Source organism: Priestia sp. HNGD-A6 (assembly GCF_045784335.1).
Taxonomy (GTDB): domain Bacteria; phylum Bacillota; class Bacilli; order Bacillales; family Bacillaceae_H; genus Priestia; species Priestia zanthoxyli.
Window position 1 is genome coordinate 3,277,722 of the sequence record NZ_CP138621.1, and the last position, 26,665, is coordinate 3,304,386.

At 38.9% G+C, this 26,665-nt stretch carries 27 protein-coding genes and 3 other annotated features; of the genes, 24 read left to right on the forward strand and 3 right to left on the reverse strand.

Going from position 1 to position 26,665, the window contains the following annotated elements; all coding sequences use genetic code 11:
- Positions 1–60 precede the first annotated feature (60 nt).
- The 16 genes from polA to SCI76_RS16790 all read left to right on the forward strand — a co-directional run bounded on the left by polA (position 61) and on the right by SCI76_RS16790 (position 15,692).
- Complete coding sequence (polA, locus tag SCI76_RS16715; protein WP_034265607.1) at positions 61–2,688, forward strand: DNA polymerase I; 2,628 nt, start codon at positions 61–63, stop codon at positions 2,686–2,688.
- A gap of 21 nt (positions 2,689–2,709) precedes the next feature.
- On the forward strand, positions 2,710–3,543 hold the full coding sequence (gene mutM, locus SCI76_RS16720; RefSeq protein ID WP_028411775.1) for a DNA-formamidopyrimidine glycosylase: 834 nt from the start codon (positions 2,710–2,712) through the stop codon (positions 3,541–3,543).
- Between the two features lie 60 nt (positions 3,544–3,603).
- Complete coding sequence (gene ytaF / locus SCI76_RS16725) at positions 3,604–4,233, forward strand: sporulation membrane protein YtaF (protein ID WP_033579623.1); 630 nt, start codon at positions 3,604–3,606, stop codon at positions 4,231–4,233.
- Positions 4,234–4,256: 23 nt separating this feature from the next.
- On the forward strand, positions 4,257–4,853 hold the full coding sequence (gene coaE / locus SCI76_RS16730) for a dephospho-CoA kinase (RefSeq protein WP_033579624.1): 597 nt from the start codon (positions 4,257–4,259) through the stop codon (positions 4,851–4,853).
- Positions 4,854–5,128: 275 nt separating this feature from the next.
- Entirely contained in the window at positions 5,129–6,160 is a 1,032-nt protein-coding gene (locus SCI76_RS16735; RefSeq protein WP_013059435.1) for a glyceraldehyde-3-phosphate dehydrogenase, read from the forward strand.
- Positions 6,161–6,584: 424 nt separating this feature from the next.
- Positions 6,585–6,965, forward strand: a complete 381-nt coding sequence (speD, locus tag SCI76_RS16740) for an adenosylmethionine decarboxylase (protein ID WP_013059434.1) — start codon at positions 6,585–6,587, stop codon at positions 6,963–6,965.
- Between the two features lie 93 nt (positions 6,966–7,058).
- Positions 7,059–7,445 carry a hypothetical protein gene (locus tag SCI76_RS16745; RefSeq protein WP_028411774.1) on the forward strand — a complete coding sequence of 129 codons (387 nt, stop codon included), beginning with the start codon at positions 7,059–7,061 and terminating at the stop codon, positions 7,443–7,445.
- A gap of 243 nt (positions 7,446–7,688) precedes the next feature.
- Positions 7,689–8,150, forward strand: coding sequence for a transcriptional regulator NrdR (nrdR, locus tag SCI76_RS16750; protein ID WP_013059432.1), 462 nt, complete (start codon positions 7,689–7,691; stop codon positions 8,148–8,150).
- Positions 8,151–8,222: 72 nt separating this feature from the next.
- A complete protein-coding gene (locus SCI76_RS16755) occupies positions 8,223–9,650 on the forward strand; it encodes a replication initiation and membrane attachment family protein (protein ID WP_048019696.1) in 1,428 nt (475 codons plus the stop codon).
- 32 nt (positions 9,651–9,682) lie between these two features.
- On the forward strand, positions 9,683–10,615 hold the full coding sequence (gene dnaI / locus SCI76_RS16760) for a primosomal protein DnaI (RefSeq protein ID WP_013059430.1): 933 nt from the start codon (positions 9,683–9,685) through the stop codon (positions 10,613–10,615).
- A gap of 96 nt (positions 10,616–10,711) precedes the next feature.
- Complete coding sequence (gene ytxC, locus SCI76_RS16765) at positions 10,712–11,572, forward strand: sporulation protein YtxC (RefSeq protein ID WP_048019697.1); 861 nt, start codon at positions 10,712–10,714, stop codon at positions 11,570–11,572.
- Positions 11,573–11,632: 60 nt separating this feature from the next.
- Positions 11,633–11,881 (forward strand) — a binding site (T-box leader).
- A 43-nt stretch (positions 11,882–11,924) separates the two neighbouring features.
- Entirely contained in the window at positions 11,925–13,883 is a 1,959-nt protein-coding gene (gene thrS, locus SCI76_RS16770) for a threonine--tRNA ligase (protein ID WP_217915987.1), read from the forward strand.
- A 171-nt stretch (positions 13,884–14,054) separates the two neighbouring features.
- Positions 14,055–14,177 (forward strand) — a sequence feature (ribosomal protein L20 leader region).
- A 69-nt stretch (positions 14,178–14,246) separates the two neighbouring features.
- Positions 14,247–14,750 (forward strand): translation initiation factor IF-3, encoded by a 504-nt coding sequence (infC, locus tag SCI76_RS16775; protein ID WP_013059427.1) that lies wholly within the window; start codon positions 14,247–14,249, stop codon positions 14,748–14,750.
- A gap of 21 nt (positions 14,751–14,771) precedes the next feature.
- The gene (gene rpmI / locus SCI76_RS16780) at positions 14,772–14,972 is read left to right on the forward strand and encodes a 50S ribosomal protein L35 (RefSeq protein ID WP_013059426.1); all 201 of its coding nucleotides are present in this window, start codon (positions 14,772–14,774) and stop codon (positions 14,970–14,972) included.
- 39 nt (positions 14,973–15,011) lie between these two features.
- Positions 15,012–15,371 carry a 50S ribosomal protein L20 gene (gene rplT, locus SCI76_RS16785; protein ID WP_013059425.1) on the forward strand — a complete coding sequence of 120 codons (360 nt, stop codon included), beginning with the start codon at positions 15,012–15,014 and terminating at the stop codon, positions 15,369–15,371.
- A 60-nt stretch (positions 15,372–15,431) separates the two neighbouring features.
- On the forward strand, positions 15,432–15,692 hold the full coding sequence (locus SCI76_RS16790) for a DUF1294 domain-containing protein (protein ID WP_028411770.1): 261 nt from the start codon (positions 15,432–15,434) through the stop codon (positions 15,690–15,692).
- Between the two features lie 18 nt (positions 15,693–15,710).
- Here the strand turns inward: SCI76_RS16790 and SCI76_RS16795 are convergent, their stop codons facing one another.
- Positions 15,711–16,088 carry a hypothetical protein gene (locus tag SCI76_RS16795; protein WP_028411769.1) on the reverse strand — a complete coding sequence of 126 codons (378 nt, stop codon included), beginning with the start codon at positions 16,086–16,088 and terminating at the stop codon, positions 15,711–15,713.
- Between the two features lie 132 nt (positions 16,089–16,220).
- Between SCI76_RS16795 and SCI76_RS16800 the strand changes: the two genes are divergently transcribed.
- Both SCI76_RS16800 and SCI76_RS16805 read left to right on the forward strand, forming a co-directional pair.
- Positions 16,221–16,709 (forward strand): dUTP diphosphatase, encoded by a 489-nt coding sequence (locus tag SCI76_RS16800; protein WP_033579626.1) that lies wholly within the window; start codon positions 16,221–16,223, stop codon positions 16,707–16,709.
- Between the two features lie 77 nt (positions 16,710–16,786).
- Entirely contained in the window at positions 16,787–17,872 is a 1,086-nt protein-coding gene (locus SCI76_RS16805; RefSeq protein ID WP_028411767.1) for a M42 family metallopeptidase, read from the forward strand.
- A 56-nt stretch (positions 17,873–17,928) separates the two neighbouring features.
- Here the strand turns inward: SCI76_RS16805 and sspI are convergent, their stop codons facing one another.
- Positions 17,929–18,135, reverse strand: coding sequence for a small acid-soluble spore protein SspI (sspI, locus tag SCI76_RS16810; RefSeq protein ID WP_013059420.1), 207 nt, complete (start codon positions 18,133–18,135; stop codon positions 17,929–17,931).
- Positions 18,136–18,275: 140 nt separating this feature from the next.
- On the opposite strand from sspI, the gene SCI76_RS16815 reads away from it, so the two are divergent.
- The 3 genes from SCI76_RS16815 (at position 18,276) to pheT (ending at position 22,841) form a co-directional block, all read left to right on the forward strand.
- Positions 18,276–19,040 (forward strand): RNA methyltransferase, encoded by a 765-nt coding sequence (locus SCI76_RS16815; protein WP_176343388.1) that lies wholly within the window; start codon positions 18,276–18,278, stop codon positions 19,038–19,040.
- Positions 19,041–19,088: 48 nt separating this feature from the next.
- Positions 19,089–19,324: a binding site (T-box leader), on the forward strand.
- 54 nt (positions 19,325–19,378) lie between these two features.
- Positions 19,379–20,413 (forward strand): phenylalanine--tRNA ligase subunit alpha, encoded by a 1,035-nt coding sequence (pheS, locus tag SCI76_RS16820; RefSeq protein ID WP_014458064.1) that lies wholly within the window; start codon positions 19,379–19,381, stop codon positions 20,411–20,413.
- 13 nt (positions 20,414–20,426) lie between these two features.
- Positions 20,427–22,841: a phenylalanine--tRNA ligase subunit beta gene (gene pheT / locus SCI76_RS16825; protein ID WP_028411765.1), complete on the forward strand. Its 2,415-nt coding sequence runs from the start codon at positions 20,427–20,429 to the stop codon at positions 22,839–22,841.
- Between the two features lie 33 nt (positions 22,842–22,874).
- Here the strand turns inward: pheT and rnhC are convergent, their stop codons facing one another.
- A complete protein-coding gene (rnhC, locus tag SCI76_RS16830; RefSeq protein ID WP_033579627.1) occupies positions 22,875–23,789 on the reverse strand; it encodes a ribonuclease HIII in 915 nt (304 codons plus the stop codon).
- Between the two features lie 143 nt (positions 23,790–23,932).
- Here rnhC and zapA point away from each other — a divergent pair, with 143 nt between their 5' ends.
- The 3 genes from zapA (at position 23,933) to polX (ending at position 26,657) form a co-directional block, all read left to right on the forward strand.
- The gene (gene zapA / locus SCI76_RS16835) at positions 23,933–24,193 is read left to right on the forward strand and encodes a cell division protein ZapA (RefSeq protein ID WP_168761332.1); all 261 of its coding nucleotides are present in this window, start codon (positions 23,933–23,935) and stop codon (positions 24,191–24,193) included.
- Positions 24,190–24,747: a CvpA family protein gene (locus tag SCI76_RS16840; RefSeq protein ID WP_014458067.1), complete on the forward strand. Its 558-nt coding sequence runs from the start codon at positions 24,190–24,192 to the stop codon at positions 24,745–24,747. The genes zapA and SCI76_RS16840 overlap by 4 nt, the downstream gene beginning before the upstream one ends.
- 197 nt (positions 24,748–24,944) lie before the next feature.
- Entirely contained in the window at positions 24,945–26,657 is a 1,713-nt protein-coding gene (gene polX, locus SCI76_RS16845; RefSeq protein ID WP_028411763.1) for a DNA polymerase/3'-5' exonuclease PolX, read from the forward strand.
- Positions 26,658–26,665: the final 8 nt, after the last annotated feature.

The following is a 26,665-nucleotide window of genomic DNA, read 5'->3' on the forward strand; positions in this document are numbered from 1 at the left end:
AAGCTTATTGTTTGCTAAAATAAAGGTAAGATAAGAAGAGAGCGAAATGGAGGAACATGAATGACACAAAAACTAGTATTAATTGACGGGAATAGTATTGCCTACCGTGCATTTTTTGCTTTGCCGCTTTTAAACAATGATAAAGGAATACATACAAATGCCATATACGGCTTTACTACAATGCTGACACGTATTTTAGAGGAAGAGAAGCCAACGCATTTACTGGTGGCTTTTGATGCAGGGAAAACAACGTTTCGTCACAAAACATTTACAGAGTATAAAGGAGGCAGACAAAAGACGCCTCCTGAACTTTCAGAGCAGTTTCCCTTTATTCGTGAGTTATTAGATGCATATGGAATTAAGCGCTATGAACTGCCTGAGTACGAAGCAGATGATATTATCGGTACACTTTCAAAACAAGCAGAACAAAAAGGAATGGCCGTGAAAGTCATTTCCGGTGATAAAGATTTACTTCAGCTTGTGTCAGAGCATGTAACCGTAGATATTACGAGAAAAGGAATTACGGATGTGGATTCCTATACGCCTGCAGCCATTGATGAAAAATATGGAATCACGGCTGCGCAAATCATTGATATGAAGGGTCTTATGGGAGACAGCTCAGATAATATCCCAGGTGTGCCTGGAGTTGGAGAAAAAACAGCCTTAAAGCTATTAAAAGAGTTTGAAACCGTTGAAAATGTATTGCAATCTATCGATCAAGTCAGCGGTAAAAAATTAAAAGAAAAGCTGGAAGATAATCGTGAATCAGCCATCATGAGTAAAAAGCTTGCAACTATTTATTGCGAAGCGCCTCTTGAAGTATCTGTAGAAGATGCGAAATATGACGGGTTTGAATCTTCAAAGGTCATCTCTTTATTTAAAGAGCTTGGGTTTAATTCTCTGCTTGCTAAATTTGGTGAATCAGCAGAAGAGGAAGCAGATTTTGAAGAACTGACGTTTGAAATAGTGCAGGAAGTTCACGATGATATGTTAACAAGCGAAGCAGCTCTGATCGTAGAAGGTTATGAAGAAAACTATCATCACAATCAGCTGCTCGGTTTTGGAATCAGCAACAAAAACGGCCACTATTTTATTGATAAAGACACAGCTCTTTCATCTTCCAAGTTTACAGCATGGCTAGAAGATGAAGATGTAAAAAAGACGGTATTTAATGGAAAACGTACGATTGTATCGTTAAAATGGGCGGGGCATGAAATTAAAGGAATTGAACATGATGTAATGATTGCTTCTTACATCTTAAATCCCGCTGAAGCAAATGATGACCTAGCGACAATTGCAAAATTAAAAGGATATCATCAAGTGCAATCAGATGAAGCTGTGTATGGAAAAGGAGCTAAGCGAAGCATTGCGGAAGCTGCTCAGCTAGCTGAGCATGTTATAAGAAAAGCCGCCGCCGTAGCTTATTTAAAAGAAGTGTTGGAAAAAGAATTGGTTGAAAATGAACAGTTTGAGCTGTTTGAAAAGCTTGAAATGCCTCTTGCCATTGTCCTTGCCGATATGGAATATCAAGGGGTGAAAATTGATCGGGCGCGTTTGGATGAAATGGGCGAAGATCTTCGAGAACAGCTTGAAAAAATTGAAGCGAAAATCTACGAATACGCTGGACAAGAATTCAATATTAATTCACCAAAGCAGCTAGGAGTTGTTCTTTTTGAAAAAATGCAGCTTCCAGTCATAAAGAAAACAAAAACAGGCTATTCCACATCAGCTGATGTATTAGAGCAATTAGCTAGCGCCCATGATATTATCCCAGAGATTTTACAATACCGTCAGCTAGGAAAATTACAGTCTACGTATATCGAAGGGTTAAAAAAGGTTATTCATGAAAGCGATGGAAAAGTTCATACCCGCTTTAATCAAACGTTAACTCAAACGGGAAGGTTAAGCTCAGTAGATCCTAACTTGCAAAACATCCCGATTCGTCTTGAAGAAGGTAAAAAAATAAGAGGTGCGTTCGTGCCTTCACAGCCTGATTGGTTAATATTTGCGGCGGATTATTCACAAATTGAGCTGCGCGTACTGGCTCATATTGCAAATGATGAAAAGCTAATTGATGCGTTTAAGCATGACTTAGATATTCATACGAAAACAGCGATGGATGTGTTCCACGTCGAAAGAGAAGAAGTAACGTCGAATATGCGCCGTCAGGCTAAAGCAGTTAATTTTGGAATCGTCTATGGCATCAGTGATTACGGTTTATCGCAAAGTTTAGGAATTACAAGAAAAGCAGCGGCTACTTTTATTGAACGCTATTTAAAAAGCTTCCCGGGTGTACAGGAGTATATGGATACGATTGTGCGCGATGCAAAAGAAAAGGGATACGTAACAACGCTCTTGCACCGCCGCCGTTACTTGCCTGAAATCACGAGCCGAAACTTTAACCTCCGCAGCTTCGCTGAGCGTACAGCTATGAATACGCCTATTCAAGGGACAGCAGCTGACATTATTAAAAAAGCAATGATTGAAATGGATAAGCGCTTAAAAGATGAAAATCTTCAGGCTAAGCTGCTGCTTCAAGTACACGATGAGCTGATTTTTGAAGCCCCAGAAGAAGAAATTAAAATTTTAGAGAAAATCGTACCAGAAGTAATGGAGCATGCTTTAGAGCTAGAAGTTCCGTTGAAAGTAGATTATTCTTACGGAAAGACTTGGTACGAAGCAAAGTAGTGGAAAAAGGATGTGACAAACGTGCCAGAATTACCAGAAGTTGAGACCGTCAGACGTACGTTGATTGAATTAGCCAGTGGTAAGACCATTGAGCGTGTAACCGTTAAATGGCCTAATATTATCAAACGTCCTGAGCAAGTTGAGCAGTTTTGTGACGCGCTTGTTGGACAAACCATTCGAGATGTTGAACGCAGAGGTAAGTTTTTGAAAATTGTACTCGATGATTATACGATGGTTTCTCATCTGCGTATGGAAGGAAAATATGCTCTCCATGAAAATGCAGACGAACCAGATAAGCATGTACACGTCTTTTTTCACTTCACCGACGGAACAGAATTACGATACCGGGATGTAAGGAAATTTGGTACCATGCACTTATTTAAAAAGGGAGAGGAAGATCTGTTTCCTCCTCTTATTGGCCTTGGACCTGAACCGTTTGACGAAACATTTAATCCAAGTCAGTTAAAAATGCGAATCGGCAAAACCTCTCGAAAAATCAAGCCGGTTTTACTCGATCAAAATGTCGTGGTTGGGCTAGGGAATATTTATGTAGATGAAGCACTATTTCGCGCAGGGATTCACCCTGAACGAGTGGCCAGCCAATTAACAGACGAAGAGTATGAAAAATTGTACGAAGAAATTGTAGCGACCCTTCAAGAAGCGGTGAAACAAGGGGGAAGCACAATTCGCACGTATGTAAACACACAGGGGCAAATAGGCATGTTTCAGCAGCAGCTTTACGTGTACGGAAGAAAAGGCGAATCCTGTAAAATTTGCGGTACCCCAATTGAAAAATTTGTTGTAGGCGGTAGAGGAACACATATCTGCCCAAATTGTCAGCCGGCTAAAAAATAACAATGGATGGGCTCCTTTCATATACTACGTATAGACAGAAAGGAAAGGAGTCCTCTCATCATGATAACATTTTCTTTACTTATTCTTGCTTTTGCCGTAAGTCTTGACAGCTTTAGCGTTGGCCTGACATACGGACTTCGAAAGGTGAAAATCCCGCTGAAATCCATTTTTATTATTTCATGTTGCTCAGCATTTTCTTTAATGTTTTCTATGTTTTTAGGAAAGGTACTTACGCATCTATTTTCAGTGGATGTACTAAATAAAGTAGGCGGAGGTATTCTTGTTCTACTTGGAATGTGGATTTTATACCAGTTTTTTTGTCCGGCAGATTCATCTCGAGTGAAAGAAGAAAAAACATTAGTGAAAATTGAAATTAAGTCAATTGGCTTAGTCATTAACGTATTGAAAAAACCAACGGCAGCAGATTTAGATAATTCAGGTTCCATCACTGGGATTGAAGCATTTATACTTGGAATTGCATTATCTCTTGATGCATTTGGAGCAGGGTTTGGAGCAGCTTTATTAGGTTATTCGCCGTATGCTTTAGCAATTGCTGTAGCTCTTATGAGTTCACTTTTTTTAAGTGCGGGCATACAGTTTGGCAAAGTTTTTTCACGTTTATCATGGATGAAAATGTTTTCCTTTTTACCGGGAGTTCTGCTTATTATTTTAGGTATTTTTAGATTTTAAATAAAGCGATAAAGGAGAGGCCAATGTCAATTGTAATTGGATTAACGGGCGGAATTGCTAGTGGAAAAAGTACGGTAACCGGAATGCTGAGAGATATTAATATTCCAGTAATCGATGCTGACCACATTGCAAAAGAAGTCGTCGAACCAGGAAAAGAAGCATATAACCAAATCGTAGAGACGTTCGGCCGTGCCATTCTTCACGAAAATGCGGAGATCAATCGAGCTGCTTTAGGGGGAATTGTGTTTTCTCAAGAGGAAGAACGTAAAAAGTTGAATGCAATTGTACACCCTGCGGTAAGAAAAGAAATGCTTTCTCAAAAGGAAAGGTATATCGAGGAAGGATACGATGCTGTGGTATTAGATATTCCGCTGCTGTTTGAAAGTGATTTGACGCATTTAGTCGATAAAGTAGTGGTTGTATATGTCGATGAGCCTGTGCAGCTAGAAAGGTTAAAATCTCGTAATGATCTCTCGACGAAAGATGCCTATGCACGTATCCACGCACAGCTGCCTTTGATTCAAAAAGTAGCCTTAGCCGATGCGGTGATCAATAACAACGGACCTGTAGAGGAAACAAAACAACAGCTTTTAAGTATATTAGCCCTATGGCTAGATTAAAGAGGCTGAGATAAACGTATGTTAGCTGAAGGGAAATCCGAACGAGCTTGATTCTTGAGGTAGAATCAAGCTCGTTCGGATTTTTTTATTGAGAATATTTACGAGCTTCTAAAAAAGAATGTGTTAAATATCTGTTCTCGCTATATACATATAGTAAAACTTAATTAAAATAATTTATTAAAAAAAATTAATATTATTCACTTTTTAAATATTTATGTTATACTATTCAATATAAAAAGTTAAATAGTATAACACATATAGAGAGGGGTATAGCCATGAAAGCACGTATTGCCATTAATGGTTTTGGGAGAATAGGAAGAATGGTTTTTCGCACAGCGATTATAGAGGAGAATTTAGATATTATTGCTATAAATGCATCTTATCCAGCAGAAACATTAGCACATTTAATCAAATATGACTCTATACACGGACCATTTAATGGAGATGTTAAATGTGATGATGATGCGCTAATTGTTAACGGTAAAAGAATCCAGCTATTAAATTCACGCGATCCGCTGAATTTGCCTTGGAAAGAGCTTGGGATTGATTTAGTTGTTGAAGCAACAGGGAAATTTAATTCAAGAGAAAAAGCGCAGTTACATATTGAAGCAGGTGCTAAAAAAGTTGTCTTAACGGCACCGGGTAAACAAGAAGATATTACTATTGTGATGGGCGTAAACGAACGAGAGTTTGATGTGAATCAGCATAACATTATCTCTAATGCCTCTTGTACGACAAATTGTCTAGCTCCAGTTGTCAAGGTGTTAGACGAAGCGTTCACAATTGAAAACGGTTTAATGACGACCGTTCACGCATATACAAATGATCAAAAGAATATTGATAACCCGCATAAAGACTTGCGAAGAGCCCGTGCGTGTGCTCAATCAATTATTCCTACAACAACTGGAGCAGCCAAGGCGCTTTCATTAGTTCTTCCTCATTTAAAAGGAAAGCTTCATGGAATGGCGCTGCGCGTTCCTACGCCGAACGTATCGCTTGTCGATTTAGTTGTGGATGTAAGGAAACCTGTGACGATGGAAGATGTTAATCTAGCGTTCATTAAAGCTGCTGAAGGACCATTAAAGAATATTTTAAATTTAACAATGGAACCACTCGTATCAATTGACTTTAATACAAATCCTCATTCAGCGATTGTAGATGGACTATCGACTATCGTAATGGAAGATCATAAAATTAAAGTGTTAGCTTGGTACGATAACGAGTGGGGCTACTCTCAGCGCGTAGTCGATTTGGTAAGATATATTGCTGCAGAAATGCGTAATGGATCAAAGATAAGAGTAAGCTAAGAAAGCTATAGATTGCTTTTTAAAAAAACAGGGAGCTATCGCCCTGTTTTTTTTGTTTTTATTCAAAAGAATAGGGAAAAGCAATAAGATAATCATGCAAAGGAGTGTTTCTTTTCCTCAATTTTAATAAAAAAATGAATAGTCGTTTAGCAGCTTTTACACACTGTCTCACGAGAATACAGGGGTAATTTGTATAGGTCTATCTGCGGGAACAATCTTTAATAAAATCAAAACACGTATTGCAAAATAAATGTAAACAAAGTATACTATGTTTCGTGAACTTCTTGTGTACCTTTCGGTGATGTGGCTACTTAAAGGGTTAGGACCTCTTTGGACTAACTTTCCCCCGTGGTAGTTAACATGCTATATGGCGAAAGAACTTCATGTTTAACGATTAAAAATTGTTAAAGGGGGAAATATCATTATGGAAACAATGGGTCGTCATGTCATCTCAGAATTATGGGGATGCGATTTCGATAAGTTAAATGATATTGATTATATTGAAAAAACGTTTGTTGATGCAGCTTTAAAATCTGGTGCGGAAGTTCGCGAAGTAGCGTTCCATAAATTTGCACCTCAAGGTGTAAGTGGCGTTGTTATTATTTCAGAATCACATTTAACGATTCACAGCTTCCCAGAGCATGGTTATGCAAGTATCGATGTTTATACTTGTGGTCATTTAGATCCTACAATCGCAGCAGATTATATTGCAGATGCTCTAAGTGCACAGACACGTGAAACAATTGAATTACCACGTGGAATGGGTCCTGTTCAGGTAAAACAAACTAAAGCGAATGCACTTTAATAGTGTCGATTGATTACGTAAGTTAAGAGGTGTATTACACACCTCTTTTTAGTATATAAATTTTTAATATGCAAAAACAAAGGGGATAACAACATGGGGGTAGTACAAGTAGTTAAATCTTTATTTTCTAATCATGTAGAAACAAGCGATCGTCATTCAGATCCGACTCTAAAAACGCATTATTACAAAACAACGGCTGGGAATGCATTTAAGCAAGTTCATGAAATGTTGAAGCATATGCAAGGGATAGAGATACTTGCTGCGTATGAAGAGCGAGGAGAAATTAGCTTAAACGTTGTAAAAGGAAGAAAAGCTTTTGTTGTGATTACCATTATTAGCGTACGTCCTCTTGAAACCGCTATCGATTTTTCTGCTACAACAGAGTCAAAAGTGGTGCCAGTTGATTTTGGTTTTAGCAAAGAACTTGTACGTACGCTTTATAAGAGCTTTGATCAAAAACTTATTCCTCTTTCTTCGTAAGTTCCTTATCATTTTTGAATTTCAGGAAATAAAATGGGGAAATTCCTTTTCCTTTACTTGTATTCAAGCCTTGTTTTCTATAAGATGGAATAAAGTAAATCCTTTAATATAGCATCGTGTTTGATAAAGGAAATGATGATGACAATCATAATAAATGGCGAATAGCCGGCTAACATAGATGAAAATTAACTTATATGAGAGAAAATAAAAAGAAAAACAAGGTTTATTATTGGAGCTGAGAATATGAAGTGCCCATCCTGTCATTACAATGGAACGAGAGTGCTGGACTCGCGCCCTGTAGAAGAAGGCCGCTCTATTCGTAGAAGACGTGAATGCGAAGAGTGTCACTATCGTTTTACAACTTTTGAGAAAGTAGAAGAACTTCCGTTAATTGTTGTAAAAAAAGATGGAGCGAGAGAAGAGTTCAGCAAAGACAAAATCCTTCGAGGGTTAATTAAGGCGTGTGAAAAACGCCAAGTAAGCTTAAAACAACTGGAAGATACCGTACACGATATTGAAACAGAGCTGCGCAGTCAGGGTACATCAGAGGTGCAGTCAGATGTGGTAGGAGAAATGGTGATGGAGCGATTAGCTGCTATCGATGAAGTCTCTTATGTTCGATTTGCTTCGGTATACCGACAATTTAAAGACATCAATGTATTTATTGATGAATTAAAAGATTTAATTAAGAAGGAACGACTGTAAAAGAGCTATTGAAGTATTCTTTAGGCTCTTTTTTTGTCATTTCTATTACTTTAAAAGTAGGTAGGGAACGACATGAAAGAACAACATTGGAAAGAAATGATACCGGTCGATCGTTATGTTGTTCGTTCGAGCGGCATACTGCAGGAATACGACCGAAAGATTTTAACAATGCTCTATCAGCCGTTGGTGGGTACGACGTGTTTTGGTTTGTATATGACGCTATGGAGCGAGCTGGAACAAGATCGTTTATGGGGAAAAGAGTCTACGCATCATCACCTAATGTCAATGATGCAAATTAATTTGAAAGCTATTTACCATGAGCGGTTAAAATTAGAAGGTATTGGTTTGTTAAAAACATATATTAAGGAAGAAGATGATGTTCGTGTGTTCATTTATGAGCTCATTCCTCCTCTTACGCCCCATCAGTTCTTTAACGATGGCGTGTTAAATGTATATTTATATAACCGACTAGGAAAATCCATCTTTCAAAAAATAAAAAATTATTTTTCGGATTCACTCGTGGATGATCAATCGTTCAAAGATGTGACGCATTCATTTAACGATGTATTTAAATCAGTTAAAGCAACGGAGCTGGCTCCAAGTTTTCAGTCTGAAAGCAAGGATGTATTTTCTCCTGATGCTCAAACGGACTTTATAGATTCTTCAAACCGTGCTTCTATTGAGATGAGCCCGGATTCCTTTGATTTTGATTTATTTTTAGCAGGCCTAACAGATTCAATGATTTCGAAAAGGTCAATTACATCTAAAGTAAAACAAGCGATTGAAAAGTTAGCTTTTTTATACGGCATTGATCCTCTTCAAATGAAAAATGTAGTGCTCGATTCGCTAAATGAGAATGATCAAGTTGATATTGAATTGCTTAGAAAAGCAGCACAGTCCTTTTACCAATTTGAAAATGGAGAAGCACTTCCCAATCTAAGCGAACAAATTCAGCCTCCTATGCTTCGTACCATGCAGGAAAAGCAGCCTCAGACTAAGGAAGAGCAGCTCATTCAACAGCTAGAAGTCACCTCTCCTCGACAGCTATTGATCGAGTTTTCAGGGGGGGCAGAGCCATCAAAAGCAGATTTACAAATGATTGAAGAAGTGATGTTTAATCAAAAGCTTTCACCAGGGGTAGTAAATGTTCTGATTTACTATGTTATGCTAAGATCCGATATGAAATTATCTAAGAGCTATGTAGAGAAAATTGCTGGACACTGGGCGCGCAAAAAGGTACAAACTGTTCAAGATGCCATGAATTTAGCTAAAAATGAACAGAAAGAATATCAGAACTGGACTGAGGCAAAGCAAAATAAAAAAACGGCCGGACGAAAAATTGTGCGTAAAGAAATGGTGCCAGAGTGGTTGAGCGATGAAGAAAAAGAAGAGAAAAAGCAGCCTTCAAAAGAAGCGGATGAATTTGAAGAAGAAAAACGAAAGCTACAAGAAGAGCTCAAGCAGTTAGATCAAGAGCTAAAACAAAAGCATAAAGAATAAAAAGCAGGTATGATAGAGATGAGGTGAAAAAGATGAAGCCTATCAATGATTCACTAAATCAGTTAGTGAACAAAAAGGATTTTAAAGCACGTTTAGAAGCATTAAGAAACAGTATTCTGTCTAATCCCGAAGTTAAAACGTTTCTGCAAGAGCATCGCCATGAGTTAGATGAGCAAATGGTCGACCGAGGCTTGATGAAGATGCATGAATTCATCGACCAGAGCAAATGCTGTGACAAATGCCCTTCTCTGCAAAGCTGTGTCAATATGGTGAAGGGGTATCACCCTCAGCTGGTTGTAAAAGGCCGTAATATTGATTTACAGTATGAACGCTGTCCTAGAAAAGTACAAGAAGATGAGCGAAAAGAACAAGAATCTTTTATTCAGTGTATGTACGTGCCCAAAGAAATTTTACAGGCAACGATGTCTGATATTGAAATTGAGCAGGGAAGATTTGAAGCCATTAAATTAGTAAGAGATTTTGTGCGAGAATATGAGCCAAATAAGAAAATGAAAGCTTTATATTTACACGGTTCGTTTGGTGTGGGGAAGACGTATTTTCTTGGAGCAATTGCCAATGCGTTAGCCGAAAAGAAAGTGAAATCTACGATTCTGTATGTCCCGGAGTTTTTGCGTGAGTTAAAAGGTTCGTTTCAAGATCAAAGCTTCAATGAGAAAATAGAGTATGTCAAAAAAGTACCGGTTCTTATGCTTGATGATCTCGGAGCAGAATCTGTAACGAGCTGGATGCGAGACGATGTGCTCGGAACCATTTTACAATTCCGCATGCTCGAAAATTTGCCGACATTTTTCAGCTCGAATTTAAATTTTAAAGAGCTTCAACATCATTTGACTTATACCCAACGAGGCGAGCAGGAAGAGCTCAAAGCCGCTCGTGTCATGGAACGAATTAAGTCTCTAGCCATTCCCGTTGAAATGAATGGAGAGAATAAACGAAATAGATGAGCAGGTCGTTTTACATTTCTTGTAACGACTTGCTCATTTTTTTGCATGTTGCCCCATATACATTAATAAAGCGTGTCCAAAGGGGGGCTATGAGGAATGAAAATATTCTTTAAATATGTAGAAGACGCAGTCATTGTATATGAGTCTTTATGCGCGAAGCGAAGCGCTTTATCATATGGTTCACAGTGCTTGAAGTTGGTGAATAATCAGCTTTTAGTTATTGATGAGACATACAATCGAGAGGCCATTTTACAAGACATGGTGATACCGGTATTAACGCACGTGATTTTAAAAAAGAAAGAAAAAAAGATGATGGTAAACATATTAAAAGAACAATTTTTCTATTCAGAAGAGGAAGAACAAGATTTGCTGCTTCAAATTATGAGGGGGATTATGGAAGGAGAGAGAGGCGAAATTCCGCAAAAAACATTTTCCCTTCCAAGAGAATTACTTATCCGCCAGGCTCTTCAAGACTTCTTCATTCATAATGTAACATTCACCTTTGAGTCTTTTCTCCAATTCCGTTTAAAAGAATATCAAGAGCGGCTGCGCTATTATGCTGAGCTGGCGATTGATGAATATAAGCTTGAACAAGACTATCAAATTCTTATTCATCAGCTGCGTCAAGCAGCTAATGAAAGACAGTCATCTACAGGCGATGTGTATGTAATGCATTTGAATAAAAACAAGTTTGTATTGTACGACCAAAGCAGTAGATATGTTCCGGAGCGTGAATGTGCAGCCCTAGCAGAGGCCTTTCTATCTGAACAAGAATCAGTATACATAGACTCAACTATCATCGCGCCTTTGCTGAGTTTATCTCCAGCTGCTATTCATCTGTATAGCGACCAGCATGATCATGATTTTGTTTATACCATTCAAAATATTTTTCAAGAAAAAGTGATGTTATACGAAAAAAATGAATTTCCGTTTGATCAAAAGCAAAATATAACGTGAAAGGTTGATTTCTATTTTGAAAATGAATATAATAAATGCATATTGAAAAACAGCTATATGTCACAAGTTATGATGAGGACATGAGTGTATATTTACGGTTTATAGAGAGGGAGATCTAGGCTGAAAATCTCCTAACACGGAATATATTCTTACCACCTCTAAACTTCAGTAGTAAACGAGCAGCGTCTCTAGTAATTACTGACGGAATTTCCGTTATAAAACCTCGAGCCGCTTCGGGTTATTTGGGTTATCCAAGATACGAAGAGGAAACAAGGGTGGTACCGCGTGTATACACAACTCGTCCCTTTTTATAAGGGACGAGTTTTTTGTTTTTACAAAAAGTTTATTAGTTATGTTAAAGGAGTGGAAAGTTGTGTCAGAAGTAATCAAAATGACATTTCCTGATGGAGCTGTTAAAGAGTATCCAAAAGGATCATCAACAGAAGATATTGCGGCTTCTATTAGCCCGGGATTAAAGAAAAAAGCATTAGCAGGTAAAGTAAACGGCGAGCTGCTGGATTTACGTACGCCAATCGAACAAGATGGCAGTCTTGAAATCATTACGCAAGATGCTCCTGAAGCGCTTGAAATTATGCGCCATAGTACAGCGCATTTAATGGCTCAAGCAATCAAACGTTTATACAAAGATGTAAAAGTACAGCTAGGTGTAGGCCCGGTTATCGAAAATGGGTTTTACTATGACATCGATATGGAAGAATCAATTACTCCTGAAGATTTAGGTAGAATTGAAAAAGAAATGAAAAAAATCGTTAATTCAAATATTGAAATTGAACGAAAAGAAGTTTCTCGTGAAGAAGCCATTCAACTTTTTAAAGAAGTTGGCGATGAACTAAAGCTTGAATTGATTGATGCGATTCCAGCAGGTGAAAAGGTGACGATTTACCAACAAGGCGAATTCTTTGATCTTTGCCGAGGTGTGCACGTGCCGTCAACAGGCAAAATTAAAGAGTTTAAACTATTAAGCGTAGCAGGTGCTTATTGGCGCGGAGACAGCGACAATCAAATGCTGCAGCGTATTTACGGTACAGCATTCTTTACAAAAGCAGATTTAGACGAGCATCTTCGTCTTCTTGAAGAAGCAAAAGAACGTGACCACCGTAAACTTGGTAAAGAGTTAAACTTATTTACAAATTCTCAAAAAGTAGGACAAGGTCTTCCTTTATGGCTTCCAAAAGGTGCGACGATCCGCCGTATTATCGAGCGTTATATCGTAGATAAAGAAGTAAGCCTTGGTTATCAGCACGTTTACACGCCGGTGCTTGGAAGTGTAGAACTTTACAAAACGTCTGGTCACTGGGAGCACTATCAAGATGACATGTTCCCTGCAATGGAAATGGATAACGAAGACCTGGTTCTTCGTCCAATGAACTGTCCTCATCACATGATGGTGTACAAACAAGGTATTCACAGCTATCGTGAGCTTCCAATCCGTATTGCTGAACTTGGAACAATGCACCGCTACGAAATGTCAGGAGCATTATCAGGACTTCAGCGCGTTCGAGGCATGACGTTAAATGATGCACATATCTTTGTACGTCCGGATCAAATCAAAGAAGAATTTATTCGTGTGGTTCGCTTAGTTGAAGCGGTTTATAAAGATTTTGGATTTGAAAATTATTCATTCCGTCTATCTTATCGTGATCCTGAAGATACAGAAAAATACTTCGATGATGATGCAATGTGGGAAAAAGCACAAAGCATGTTAAAAGATGCAATGGATGAGCTTGACCTCGATTATTATGAAGCTGAAGGCGAAGCGGCATTCTACGGTCCAAAACTAGATGTTCAAGTTAAAACAGCTCTTGGTAAAGAAGAGACGCTATCTACGGTTCAATTGGATTTCTTACTTCCTGAACGCTTTGATTTAACGTATGTAGGGGAAGACGGAAAACAGCATCGACCTGTTGTTATTCACCGCGGCGTGGTGTCAACAATGGAACGTTTTGTAGCTTTCTTAATCGAAGAATACAAAGGAGCTTTCCCAACGTGGTTAGCACCTGTACAAGTTCAAGTGATTCCGGTATCACCTACGGTTCACCTTGAGTATGCAAAAGAAGTGCAAGAACAGCTTCAGCTTGCGGGTATTCGTGTGGAACTTGATTCTCGCGATGAGAAAATTGGCTATAAAATCCGTGAGGCTCAAATGCAAAAAATTCCTTACATGCTTGTTGTAGGGGATAAAGAAGTAGAAGATAAAGCAGTAAACGTACGTAAATATGGTGAGCAGAATTCAGAAACAGTGGATTTCCAAGCCTTTTTACAAAATGTAAAAGCAGAAGCATCTCGTTAATGAAAAAAGCAGAGAATTGAAATTCTCTGCTTTTTTATCTAACATTTATAAAAAACTGTTGCATAAATGGTTTTCCTTTGATACAATAACTTTTGTTGTGAAAAAAGAACGAAATCATTGACTTTTGTCTTTGTTGATACTATAATAGCTTAAGTAATTGAATACTTGTTTATACAGAAGAAGAAGCACCCGCTTCTCACCTGAGTGACGCATAAAGCAGTTAGCAGGTACATCGTATCTTAATTAAAACGATAGAAGTGTGGGTGCAGTATGTACTCACACTTTTTTGTGTGAGTTAATAATCGGTCTAAGCAAGCGTATTCGCTCATTAAACCTTGGAGGTGGCTACTTATTAGCAAGGACATGATGGTAAACGAGGGCATTCGAGCTCGCGAAGTTCGTCTAATTGATCAAAATGGTGAACAATTAGGAATTAAATCAAAAAATGAAGCATTAGAAATTGCTTCACGAGTAAATCTTGACTTAGTAATGGTTGCTGCAAATGCGAAACCGCCGGTATGTCGTATTATGGACTACGGTAAATTCCGCTATGAGCAACAACGTAAAGAAAGAGAAGCTCGTAAAAACCAAAAAGTTGTAAACTTAAAAGAAGTTCGTTTAAGTCCAACAATTGATGAACATGATTTTAACACTAAACTTCGTAACGCACGCAAGTTCCTTGAAAAAGGTGACAAAGTGAAAGCGTCTATTCGCTTTAAAGGTCGTGCCATTACTCATAAAGGGATTGGCCAAAAAGTACTTGAACGTTTTTCACAAGCTTGCGAAGATGTAAGTTCAGTTGAATCGGCTCCTAAAATGGAAGGCCGCAGCATGTTCTTAGTCTTGGCACCTAAAAACGAAAAGTAATAGAACGAGGAGGAACACCCCATGCCAAAAATGAAAACACATCGTGGCGCTGCAAAGCGTTTCAAAAAGACTGGAAGCGGTAAATTAAAACGTGCTCGTGCTTACACAAGCCATTTATTCGCTAACAAATCTACAAAACAAAAGCGTAAATTACGTAAAGGTTCTTTAGTAAGCAAAGGTGACTTCAAACGTATCCGTCACTTATTAGATAACATTAAGTAATTTGGGTTGAGATAGAAACAATACAGGAGGTAAACAATTATGCCACGCGTAAAAGGCGGTACAGTAACACGCAAACGTCGTAAAAAAGTTTTAAAATTAGCTAAAGGTTTCTTCGGTTCGAAGCATAGATTATATAAAGTTGCTAATCAGCAAGTTATGAAATCTCACATGTATGCTTATCGTGACCGTCGTCAGAAAAAACGTGACTTCCGTAAATTATGGATCACACGTATTAATGCAGCTGCTCGTATGAACGGTCTTTCTTACAGCCGTTTAATGCACGGTTTAAAATTAGCAGGTATTGAAGTTAACCGCAAAATGCTTGCTGACTTAGCTGTAGCTGATGAAAAAGCATTTGCTGAATTAGCAACTGCTGCTAAAAAAGGCTTAGATAAGTAATGAATATAAAGTCTCGTCATCTTTAGATGATGAGGCTTTTTTGCTATCGGAGGACATATCATGAATGAACTGCTGCTTACCTATTTTATTGTTATTAATATAATAGGGATAGGAATGATGTATAGAGATAAACAAAAAGCGAAAAGACATGAGTGGAGAATTGCCGAAAGCACACTGTGGACGGTAGCTGCTATCGGAGGAGCCATTGGAGGACTGATTGGTATGTATTGCTATCGTCATAAAACGAAGCACACATCGTTTACAGTAGGTTTTCCTATTCTTGCCGCTCTTGATTTACTTTTCTTTTTTGTTATCAGCTGAGCACAAATGATTTTGTGCTCAGTGTAAAAATTCTCGAACGGGGCTTTTCCAGCGAATAGGAGCATTTGGATACATGTTGTGTACGTGATTTTCCAGCAGCTTGAAATCTTGTTTTTGCAGTTCATGCAATCGAGATGGATCTGTTAACACCATTGTAATCGACAAAGACTCTGGTTCATTGGGATTGCTGTATTTTTCTCCTTCAAATAAAATACCTTTATACGTTAGTAGAAAATTTTTGCGGATATTCGTTTTTTCGTCAACGACAAAAAATTGCTGATGTTCCTGAGCTGCTACAAGCTTCCGCTTTGGACTGCGAAAATGCTGAACCAGCTTTAATAGTGTGTAAGCAACAAGCGCGAAAATGAACACGCGAACGATAACAATAACAAACATAACGCTCCCTCCTTTACAAGGCACAGTTTTCTTACTTTACGTTTCAGTCTCTAAAAAGTTTCACGATTTTTGATATAATTTCTTTATTGGTTTAAAAAGAAGAAGATATACATAATTACAGGAGTGATTACATTGAATTTACAACAGCTATTTACCATGCAGCGCCAGCTGGATCAGCATATAGAGGACAAGCATCAGCTTCATAAGGAAGACTTGGTTCCAAGAAAACTTTTAGCTCTGCTTGTTGAAATGGGAGAGCTGGCAAACGAAACGCGCTGCTTCAAATTTTGGAGCGTTAAACCTCCGGCTGAAGATGCTGTTATTTTAGAAGAATTTGTGGACGGCGTACATTTCATTCTTTCTTTAGGTATTGAAAAAGGATACGATGATTTAACTGAGCTGCCAAAAGTAAAAGCAGCTGATTCAAAAACAACACAATTTTTACAGGTATTTGCACAAGTTTCTGCTTTCGAGCAGGACCTGTCAAAAGAAAACTATGTGAACATGTTTGCATCTTACATGAAGCTTGGCGATATGTTTGGTTTTTCTGCTGAACATATTGAAGAGGCGTACATGTCAAAAAATGAAGTGAATTTTAAACGCCAAGAACAAGGATACTAGAAATAAAGGGATGGGAAATTTTACTTCAACCTCTTTTTAGCTATAATAGAGGTATACATATGAAAGGGGTAATCCATATGACAAAGTTAGATGAAACATTGACGATGCTTAAAGCACTAACAGATGCAAAAGGAATTCCTGGAAATGAGCGTGAACCGCGTGAGGTTATGAAGAAATATATTGCACCTTATGCAGATGAAGTAACGACGGATGGGCTAGGCAGTTTGATTGCAAAAAAAGTAGGCAACGAACAAGGGCCTAAAATTATGGTAGCCGGTCACTTGGATGAAGTTGGTTTTATGGTGACTCAAATTGATGAACGCGGCTTTATTCGTTTTCAAACGGTAGGCGGATGGTGGTCTCAAGTTATGCTTGCTCAACGCGTAACCATCGTGACATCTAAAGGAGAGGTAACGGGGATTATTGGCTCAAAGCCACCTCATATCTTGCCTCCAGAAGTTCGCAAAAAGCCAGTTGACATTAAAGATATGTTCATCGATATTGGTGCTTCTAGCAGAGAAGAAGTAGCGGAGTGGGGAGTAAAACCTGGTGATCAGGTTGTACCTTATTTCGAATTTACGGTTATGAACAATGAAAAGATGCTGCTAGCGAAAGCCTGGGATAACCGTATTGGTTGTGCAATCGCTATCGATGTATTAAAAGCTTTAAAAAATGAAAAACATGAAAATGTTGTGTATGGTGTAGGAACGGTGCAAGAAGAAGTTGGACTCCGAGGTGCAAAAACATCTGCTAACTTTATTGAACCGGATATTGCATTTGCTGTTGATGTCGGTATCGCTGGAGATACACCTGGTGTTTCTGATAAAGAAGCCTCTTCTAAAATGGGGCAGGGTCCGCAAATCATTTTATATGATGCTTCCATGGTCTCTCATAAAGGACTTCGAGATACAGTGGTAGATGTGGCAGATGAATTAAATATTCCGTATCAATTTGATGCAATTGCTGGAGGCGGTACGGACTCGGGTTCTATCCATATTTCAGCTAACGGGGTGCCAGCACTTTCGATTACAATTGCAACTCGTTATATCCATTCTCATGCAGCAATGCTTCATCGTGATGATTATGAAAACGCAGTTAAATTAATTGCGGAAGTCATTAAGCGCTTAGACCGAGATACGGTTAATGCCATTACGTATAATTGAAAAAAGCTCATTCTCCTAGGAGAATGAGCTTTTTGTTGTACATAGGAAAAGGTTATTTATTTTAAACCGTTTTCAAGCGTTGTCAGAATTTCTTCTTTTTCTGATTCCGGAGACTTTTCCCAAAGCACTTCAAATAAAACACCAAGTCCAGGGAGCATTTTTTCTTCACCGCTTTGAATAGCGTCAGAAATTGTAGCCTCAAGCTCTTCTTTTGAGTTTCCTGAAACGTTTGCAATAACAGCATTTCGTAAATTAAGATCCATCATTTTCACCTCAGCTATCGTAAAGTTACCAATAGTTTTTGTTTTCTTTGCGATTTCTATGTACAATAAAGTGAAACTTATCTAATGATTATTGAACAAAATGTAATCGAACTATTTATTTTTGTATAGATAAAGGAGTTATGTTTGTGAAACAAATTGATTCAGTTAAAAATCCGCAGGTAAAAGCGTGGAAAAAACTGCATAATAAAAAAGACCGTGATAAGCAGGGCCTTTTTATGGTAGAAGGCTTTCATTTAGTCGAAGAGGCTATCAAAAATAAGGATTGCGTAAAGGAACTAATTATACGCGAATCGACCGAAGTGCCTGCACAGTGGGATATAGACGGTATCGAAATAATCGTTGTAAACGAAGCAATTAGTAAGTTATTATCTGACACAGAAACACCTCAAGGAATTATTGCCGTGTGTTTTCAAACAAAGCATGCGGAAATTATTCATACAGCACAGAAAGTATTGCTTTTAGATGCCGTGCAAGATCCAGGTAACCTAGGTACCATTATCCGAACCGCTGATGCTGCGGGAGTGGAGGCTATTATCATTGGAGAGGGCAGCGTGGATGTGTACAACCCAAAGGTCGTTCGTTCAACGCAAGGAGCTATTTTTCACCTTCCAATTGTAAAAGGCGATTTACTCGAAATAATTTCATTGTTAAAAGAAAGAGGAATAGCAGTTTACGGCACGTCGTTACAAAATGGAAAGGTCTACACACACGTAAAACCTTCAAACGAATTTGCGCTGATTGTGGGAAATGAAGGAAATGGCGTAAGCGAGAAAGTGTTGGAACAAACGGATCAGAATCTGTACATTCCCATCTATGGAAAGAGCGAGTCGTTAAATGTTGCCATCGCTTCTGGAATCTTACTTTATTATTTACGCGGAATGTAGTTGCATCGAGAACGTGTTTTCACTATAATAATACAATAGTTACATATGTAAAAAACGATGAAAGAGAGCAGTAGCTTATGTCCGTTTATGCAGGGAGAAAATGCCATGACTGAAAGCATTTTTATAAATGTAATAAGTGAATTCACCTCTTGAGTTGACACTTAGACCATCTTACATAGATGTAAAGGTGTTCCGGAGATTCCGTTAACCTGAATGAAGTGAACTGTATACGTCTGTGTATATAGTTAACAAGGGTGGTAACGCGACTAATCCTCGTCCCTTTTTTGGGAGGAGGTTTTTTTATTTGTCATTTTTTACGTTAAAAGGAGGAATAAGTGATGAAAGAACGTTTACAAGAACTTCAACAAGAAGCAATTGCAAAAGTCGAAGCAGCAAGTGCTTTAAAAGAATTAAACGACGTACGCGTAGCTTATTTAGGAAAGAAAGGCCCTATCACAGAAGTACTTCGCGGTATGGGAAAACTTTCAGCTGAAGAGCGTCCTGTAATGGGAGCACTTGCAAATGAAGTACGTGAAGCGATTGCATCTAAAATTGAAGAAAAACAAACGGCGTTAGAAGCAGCCGAGGTAGAGCGTAAACTTGCTTCAGAAACAATTGACGTAACGCTGCCGGGACGCCCGGTTAAAGCAGGTACGCATCACCCGCTCACAAGCGTGGTTGAAGAAGTAGAAGATTTATTCTTAGGAATGGGCTATGAAGTAGCAGAAGGACCAGAAGTAGAGCAGGACTACTATAATTTCGAAGCTCTGAACTTGCCAAAAGGTCACCCAGCACGTGATATGCAAGATACGTTCTATATTACGGAAGAAACGCTTCTTCGTACGCATACATCAACTGTTCAAGCTCGTGTTATGAACAAGAATGAAGGCAAAGGACCTGTTAAAATTATTTGCCCAGGTAAAGTGTACCGCCGCGATGACGATGATGCTACGCATTCACATCAATTTATGCAAATTGAAGGTCTTGTAGTAGACGAAAACATTCGTATGAGCGATTTAAAAGGCACGCTTGAAGTATTTGTGAAAAAGATGTTCGGTGCAGACCGTGAAATTCGTCTTCGTCCAAGTTTCTTCCCATTCACTGAGCCATCTGTAGAAGTAGACGTATCGTGTGCAAAATGTGGAGGTAAAGGCTGTAATGTATGTAAACAAACAGGCTGGATTGAAATTTTAGGAGCCGGTATGGTTCATCCAAATGTTCTTGAAATGGCTGGATACGATTCAACTAAATATCGTGGTTTTGCTTTTGGAATCGGTGTAGAGCGTATTGCTATGTTAAAACACGGCGTGGATGATATTCGTCATTTCTATACAAATGATGTTCGTTTCTTAGATCAATTTAAACAAGTATAAAGGAGGGACTACGATGTTTGTATCTTATCGTTGGTTACAAGAGTATGTTGACTTATCAGGCGTAACGGCAGAAGAGTTAGCTGATAAAATCACAAAAAGTGGAATTGAAGTTGAAGGTGTAGAAAACTTAAATAAAGGCATCAGCGGAGTGGTAATTGGTCACGTTGTAGAACGTGAACAGCATCCAAATGCGGATAAATTAAGCCGCTGTCAAGTAGATCTTGGCGGAGGAGAAATCGTTCAAATCGTGTGCGGAGCACCTAACGTGGCACAAGGTCAAAAAGTAGCGGTTGCAAAAGTGGGAGCTGTACTTCCAGGTAACTTTAAAATCAAGCGTGCTAAGCTTCGCGGTGAAGAATCGAACGGTATGATTTGTTCTCTTCAAGAGCTTGGCATTGAAAGCAAGCTTGTGGCAAAAGATTATCAAGAAGGCATCTTCGTCTTCCCAAGTGATGCTGAGGTAGGAGCGGATGCGCTAGATGCATTAAACTTAAACGATGAAGTATTAGAACTAGGGCTAACACCAAATCGTTCAGACTGCTTAAGTATGTTAGGTGTAGCACATGAGGTGGCTGCTATTTTACGTCGTGAAGTGAAGTATCCGTCAGTAAACGTGCAAACGTCTGATGAGCAAGCAGCTGATTATATTTCCGTTAAAGTAGAGGCAAAAGAAGACAATCCCCTTTACGTAGCGCGCGTTGTGAAAAACGTAAAAATTGCTCCGTCACCATTATGGATGCAAACGCGTTTAATGGCAGCTGGTATTCGACCTCATAACAACGTTGTTGATATTACCAACTATATTTTGCTTGAATACGGCCAGCCGCTGCATGCTTTTGACTATGATCGTCTTGGTTCAAAAGAAATTGTTGTACGTCACGCATCAGAAGGCGAGAAGTTTGTAACGCTTGACGATCAAGAGCGCGTATTAAAAGGCAATCAGCTTGTTATTACAAACGGCAGTGAACCGGTAGCCCTTGCAGGTGTAATGGGGGGAGCAAACTCTGAAGTAAAAGACGATACGGTAAATGTTCTTATTGAATCAGCTTACTTCAAAGGTTTAACAGTTCGTCAAGCTTCCAAAGACCACGGTCTTCGCAGTGAGGCAAGTGCTCGTTTTGAAAAAGGAATTGATCCTAACCGTACGCGTGTAGCTGCTGACCGCGCAGCAGAATTAATGGCTGAATACGCTTCAGGTGAAGTGGTAAGCGGTACTGTAGAAGTAGATACACTAACTGTGGAACCTGCTGTTGTAGCTGTGTCACTTGGACGTATTAACAATGTGCTTGGTACAGAACTATCGATGGAAGAAGTACAAGATATTATGAACCGTCTTCAATTTGAAAGCAAAGTCGAAGATGAAACAATCGTTGTAACGGTACCGACTCGTCGAGGCGATATTACAATTGAAGAAGATATCGTGGAGGAAGTAGCGCGCATGTATGGCTATGACAACCTTCCTACAACGCTTCCTGTAACAGTGGCAACTCCAGGAAAATTAACAGAGTATCAGCTTGGACGCCGTAAAGTTCGCCGTTTCTTAGAGGGAGCAGGGCTAGCGCAAACAACAACCTATTCGTTAACGAGCGCTGAAAAAGCTACTCAGTTTGCACTCAATGCAACAAGTACGATTGGTTTAGCAATGCCGATGAGTGAAGATCGCAGCATCCTTCGTCAAAGCTTAGTGCCTCATTTACTTGAAGCAGTGAAGCACAATAATGCTCGTCAATCGGATTCTATTGCGCTATACGAAACAGGCTCAGTGTTCTTATCTAAAGGTGAAGGGGAATTACCGGATGAGCAGGAGCGCGTAGCTGGTGCAATCACGGGTCTATGGCATGCTCACGGTTGGCAAGGTGAAAAGAAAGTCGTTGATTTCTATGTGATTAAAGGTGTACTAGAAGGGTTATTTGCACAGCTTGGTTTAGAGAAACGAATCTCATATGCTCCCGTTAAAAAAGACGGTATGCACCCTGGACGTACAGCGGCTGTATGGTTAGATGAAAAAGAAATTGGATACGTGGGTCAAGTTCATCCTGTTGCTCAGAAACAGTACGGCCTTCGTGAAACATACGTGTTTGAATTACACCTTCAAGAGCTATTAGCTGCAGATGTCGAAGAAGTTCGTTATTCAGCTATTCCAAGATTCCCATCTATTACACGTGATATTGCACTTGTTGTAGATAAAAACGTTCTTGCAGGAGAAGTTCAGCGCGTCATCTATACGACGGGCGGAGAACTTTTAAAAGACGTGACAGTATTTGATCTATATGAAGGCGAGCGTATGGAAGAAGGCAAGAAATCTGTAGCTTTCTCTTTACGTTACTTAGATCCTGAACGTACATTAACAGATGAAGAAGTAGCAAAAGCACATGGTGCAGTTTTAGAAGCTGTTGAAAAAGAATTTGGTGCAACGCTTCGTTCATAAGAATAAAAAAAGAGATGTGGATTTCCACATCTCTTATTTTTTAGCTAATTTTAAAGCTTTTTCTGTATTAGCAAAATGGATTTTAGCTAAAGAGTTCAGCGCATTGACGCCATGTTTTTTAATAATTTTAGCAGCGGCGATATCAACTTGTGCTCCAGCTCCGCGAGGAATGACCATCCCGGTCTTTTCCGTTAGTAAATCCATTTGTTTTAAAAATGCGTATCTGGCAATAATGGAAGCAGCGGCTACAGATAAATGAACGCTTTCTCCTTTTGTACTGAAAAAGACATTTTCTTTGATAATCTCTTTTTCCTTTACGATGTGTTTATAATAGGTGTTTTTTTCAACAAACTGGTCAATTAAAATCGCATCAGGTTTTTCAGGATCCAATTTTTTTAACACGTTGGATAAAGCTTTGTTGTGCAACAGAGCTTTCATTTTACCTTGTGACATGCCTTTTTCTTGAAATGCATTATACTTTTCGTTATGTAAGACAAGCAAACTGTAAGGAATAAACGAAACAAGCTGCTTGGCAATTTCAATGATTTTAGCATCCGTTAACTCTTTTGAATCTCGTACTCCTAATTCTTTTAACAAAGGAAGCTGCTCTTTTTGAACATAGGCAGCAACTACGGTCATGGGACCAAAATAATCTCCCGTTCCTACTTCATCAGAACCAATGACCGATAGTGAACTGAAGTTTGATGGGAGGTGTGAGACGGGAGCCTTTTTAGCAGCATCTAAAGGACCTCCCCACTTAGCTGCTTCTGTTTCAGCTTCTTTTCCTTGAAAAAGTACTTTTCCAGAGCGGTATGCAGTGATAGAACAGCCGGGAGTTTTAGCCGAAAAAATACTTCCCTGCGGCAATTTAGGCTGCAAATAGGATGTGTAATGAAGCTTCATTTTAGCTATCTGATCAGCTGATACCTTAATAACAGCATGTGACATAATGCTTCACTCCTTTCGGGGTATTTTAGTTTACTTTATAAGCACTATCCCTTATGATAGCTTAAATATAGATATGTTTCCATTGAAGTCTTCTTCGTGGTATGATAGGGATTAGGATTTTTCGTGGAACGGAGGATTTTCTCGTGTCAAGACAAGATAAAACACGTGCGACAGTTGACATCTTTGGTCAGCAGTACAGCATCGTCGGTAGCGAAAGTAGAAGCCATATTCGACTTGTCGCCTCTATAGTGGATGAAAAAATGCGTGAAATCAGTACTAAAAACCCTTCTTTAGATATCAATAAATTAGCAGTATTAACAGCTGTGAATGCTGTACACGAATATATAAAACTGAAAGAAGACTATGAGAGACTTGAACAAAAACTTTATGGAAAAGAGGAATGACTGAGTCAATGCTTAATATCATTTTAATTATATTGCTTCTTTTAGGCTTTGTAACAGGTCTTAAAAGGGGATTTATTTTGCAGCTCATTCATATTGTCAGTTTTGCGGTTTCGTTTATCGTCGCTTATATGTTTAGTGGAGATTTGGCAAGCCGACTTCGCTTGTTGATTCCGTTTCCAGACAATATTCAGCAGCAAAGTGTCGCATCGTTTGTATTTGATTCTGGAACGATAGAAGACGCTTTTTATCGAATGATTGCATTTGCGATTTTATTTTTTGCTACTCACATTGTACTTCGCCTTGCAGGCTCTGTTTTAACGGCTTTAACCGAACTGCCAATTCTGCGCCAGTTAAATAAATGGGGCGGAGGTGCACTTGGATTCGTTGAAGTGTATATCATCGTTTTTATTTTGTTATACATTGGAGCCGTGATTCCTGTAAGTGAAATTCAAACGCCAATTCAACAGTCTTCAATTGCAATCAATATCGTACAAAATACTCCATACTTATCGTCTGCCATTCAAGATTTGTGGACTCAGTATGGTGTAATGTAATGAAATTACAATAGCTTGTTGAGAGGGTGTGTCGAAAGTGTCATAATACTTTTGAGATACCCTCTTTTTTTATCGCAGTCTGTTCTGCGGTTTTCACGGAGATAAAAGTATGTCTAGATAAAAATTTGAGAGAGTACATATGTCACTCATCATGTTTTGAAAGTTTCGTTATTATGATAATAGGCTGGTGAAAAGAGATGAATAAAAAGGATATTATTAAATTGTTAGAAACAATTGCCACATATATGGAATTAAAAGGAGATAACCCTTTTAAAATTTCTGCTTTTCGAAAAGCAGCTGCAGCGCTAGAAACGGACGAGAGAACGCTGACAGAGATTGAGGATTTTACCAAGCTCCAAGGGATTGGTAAAGGAACGGCCGCAGTTATTACAGAGTATATGGAAACAAATGAGTCAAGCGTACTAGAAGAACTAAAGCAAGAAGTTCCTGAAGGACTTATTCCTCTGCTTAAGCTGCCGGGGCTTGGAGGTAAAAAAATCGCTAAATTATATAAAGAGCTAGATATTAAAGACATGGAATCACTGCATCAGGCCTGTATGGAAAATCGAGTGCAGGGACTAAGCGGTTTTGGTAAAAAGACGGAAGAGAAAATTATCGCTGCTATTGAAGAGTTTGGGAAACGTCCTGATCGTTTGCCCCTTGCTTTTATGCTTCCAATAGCGGAAGAAATTTTAGAAGCCCTTAAACATATGCATAGTATTGAGCGTTTTTCTCAAGCAGGGAGCATTCGCCGCATGAGAGAAACTGTAAAAGATCTTGATTTTATTATTTCAACAGCTGAGCCTCATGCTGTCCGTGAACAGCTAGTATCGCTGCCAAATGTGAAGGATGTCATTGCAAATGGAGATACAAAAGTATCGGTAACGTTAGCCTATGAGTACGATGTGTCCGTGGATTTTCGTCTTGTAGAAGATAAAGCGTTTGCCACGACGCTTCATCATTTTACAGGATCAAAAGATCATAATGTGCGCATGCGTCAATTAGCAAAAGAACGCGGTGAAAAAATTAGCGAGTATGGCGTTGAAAATGCGGAGACAGGCGAAGTTATGACATTTGAGTCTGAACAAGCATTCTATGAACATTTTGGGCTGTCTTTTATTCCGCCGGAACTTCGTGAAGATGGAACGGAAGTAGATGCATTTATAAAACCTCAAACGCTTGTGACCTACGGTGCGGTAAAAGGTGATTTGCATATGCACTCCACGTGGAGCGACGGAGCGTATTCAATTGAAGAAATGGCGGAAGCATGTCGCGCGCGAGGCTATGAATACATGGCGATTACAGACCACTCTCAGTATTTAAAAGTAGCTAACGGTCTAACGCCTGAACGCATTCGCAAACAGCGTGAAGAAATTAATCGTTTAAACGCACAGTTCGATGATTTTACAATACTAGCAGGAATTGAAATGGATATTTTGCCCGATGCAACACTTGATTATGATGATGAAATGCTAGCTGAGCTAGATTTTGTTATTGCGTCCATTCACTCTAGTTTTTCACAATCACGCGAAGAAATTATGAATCGTTTAAAGCAAGCGTTAAATAATGTTCATGTAGATTTAATCGCTCATCCGACCGGTCGTTTGATTGGTCGCCGCAACGGATATGATGTAGATATTGATATGCTAATTGAATTAGCTAAGGAAACAAAAACGGCTCTTGAACTAAACGCGAATCCAAACCGTTTAGATTTAGCCGCTGAGCACATAAAAAAAGCACAAGAGGCAGGAGTTAAAATTGCAATTAATACAGATGCTCACAATCTAGACATGCTAGAGCATATGGAAATTGGAATATCTACGGGAATTAAAGGCTGGCTTAAACCAGAAACGGTATTAAATACGTATAGCCTCAAAGAATTAACCGCCTTTTTAAATCGACATAAATAAGCAACAGG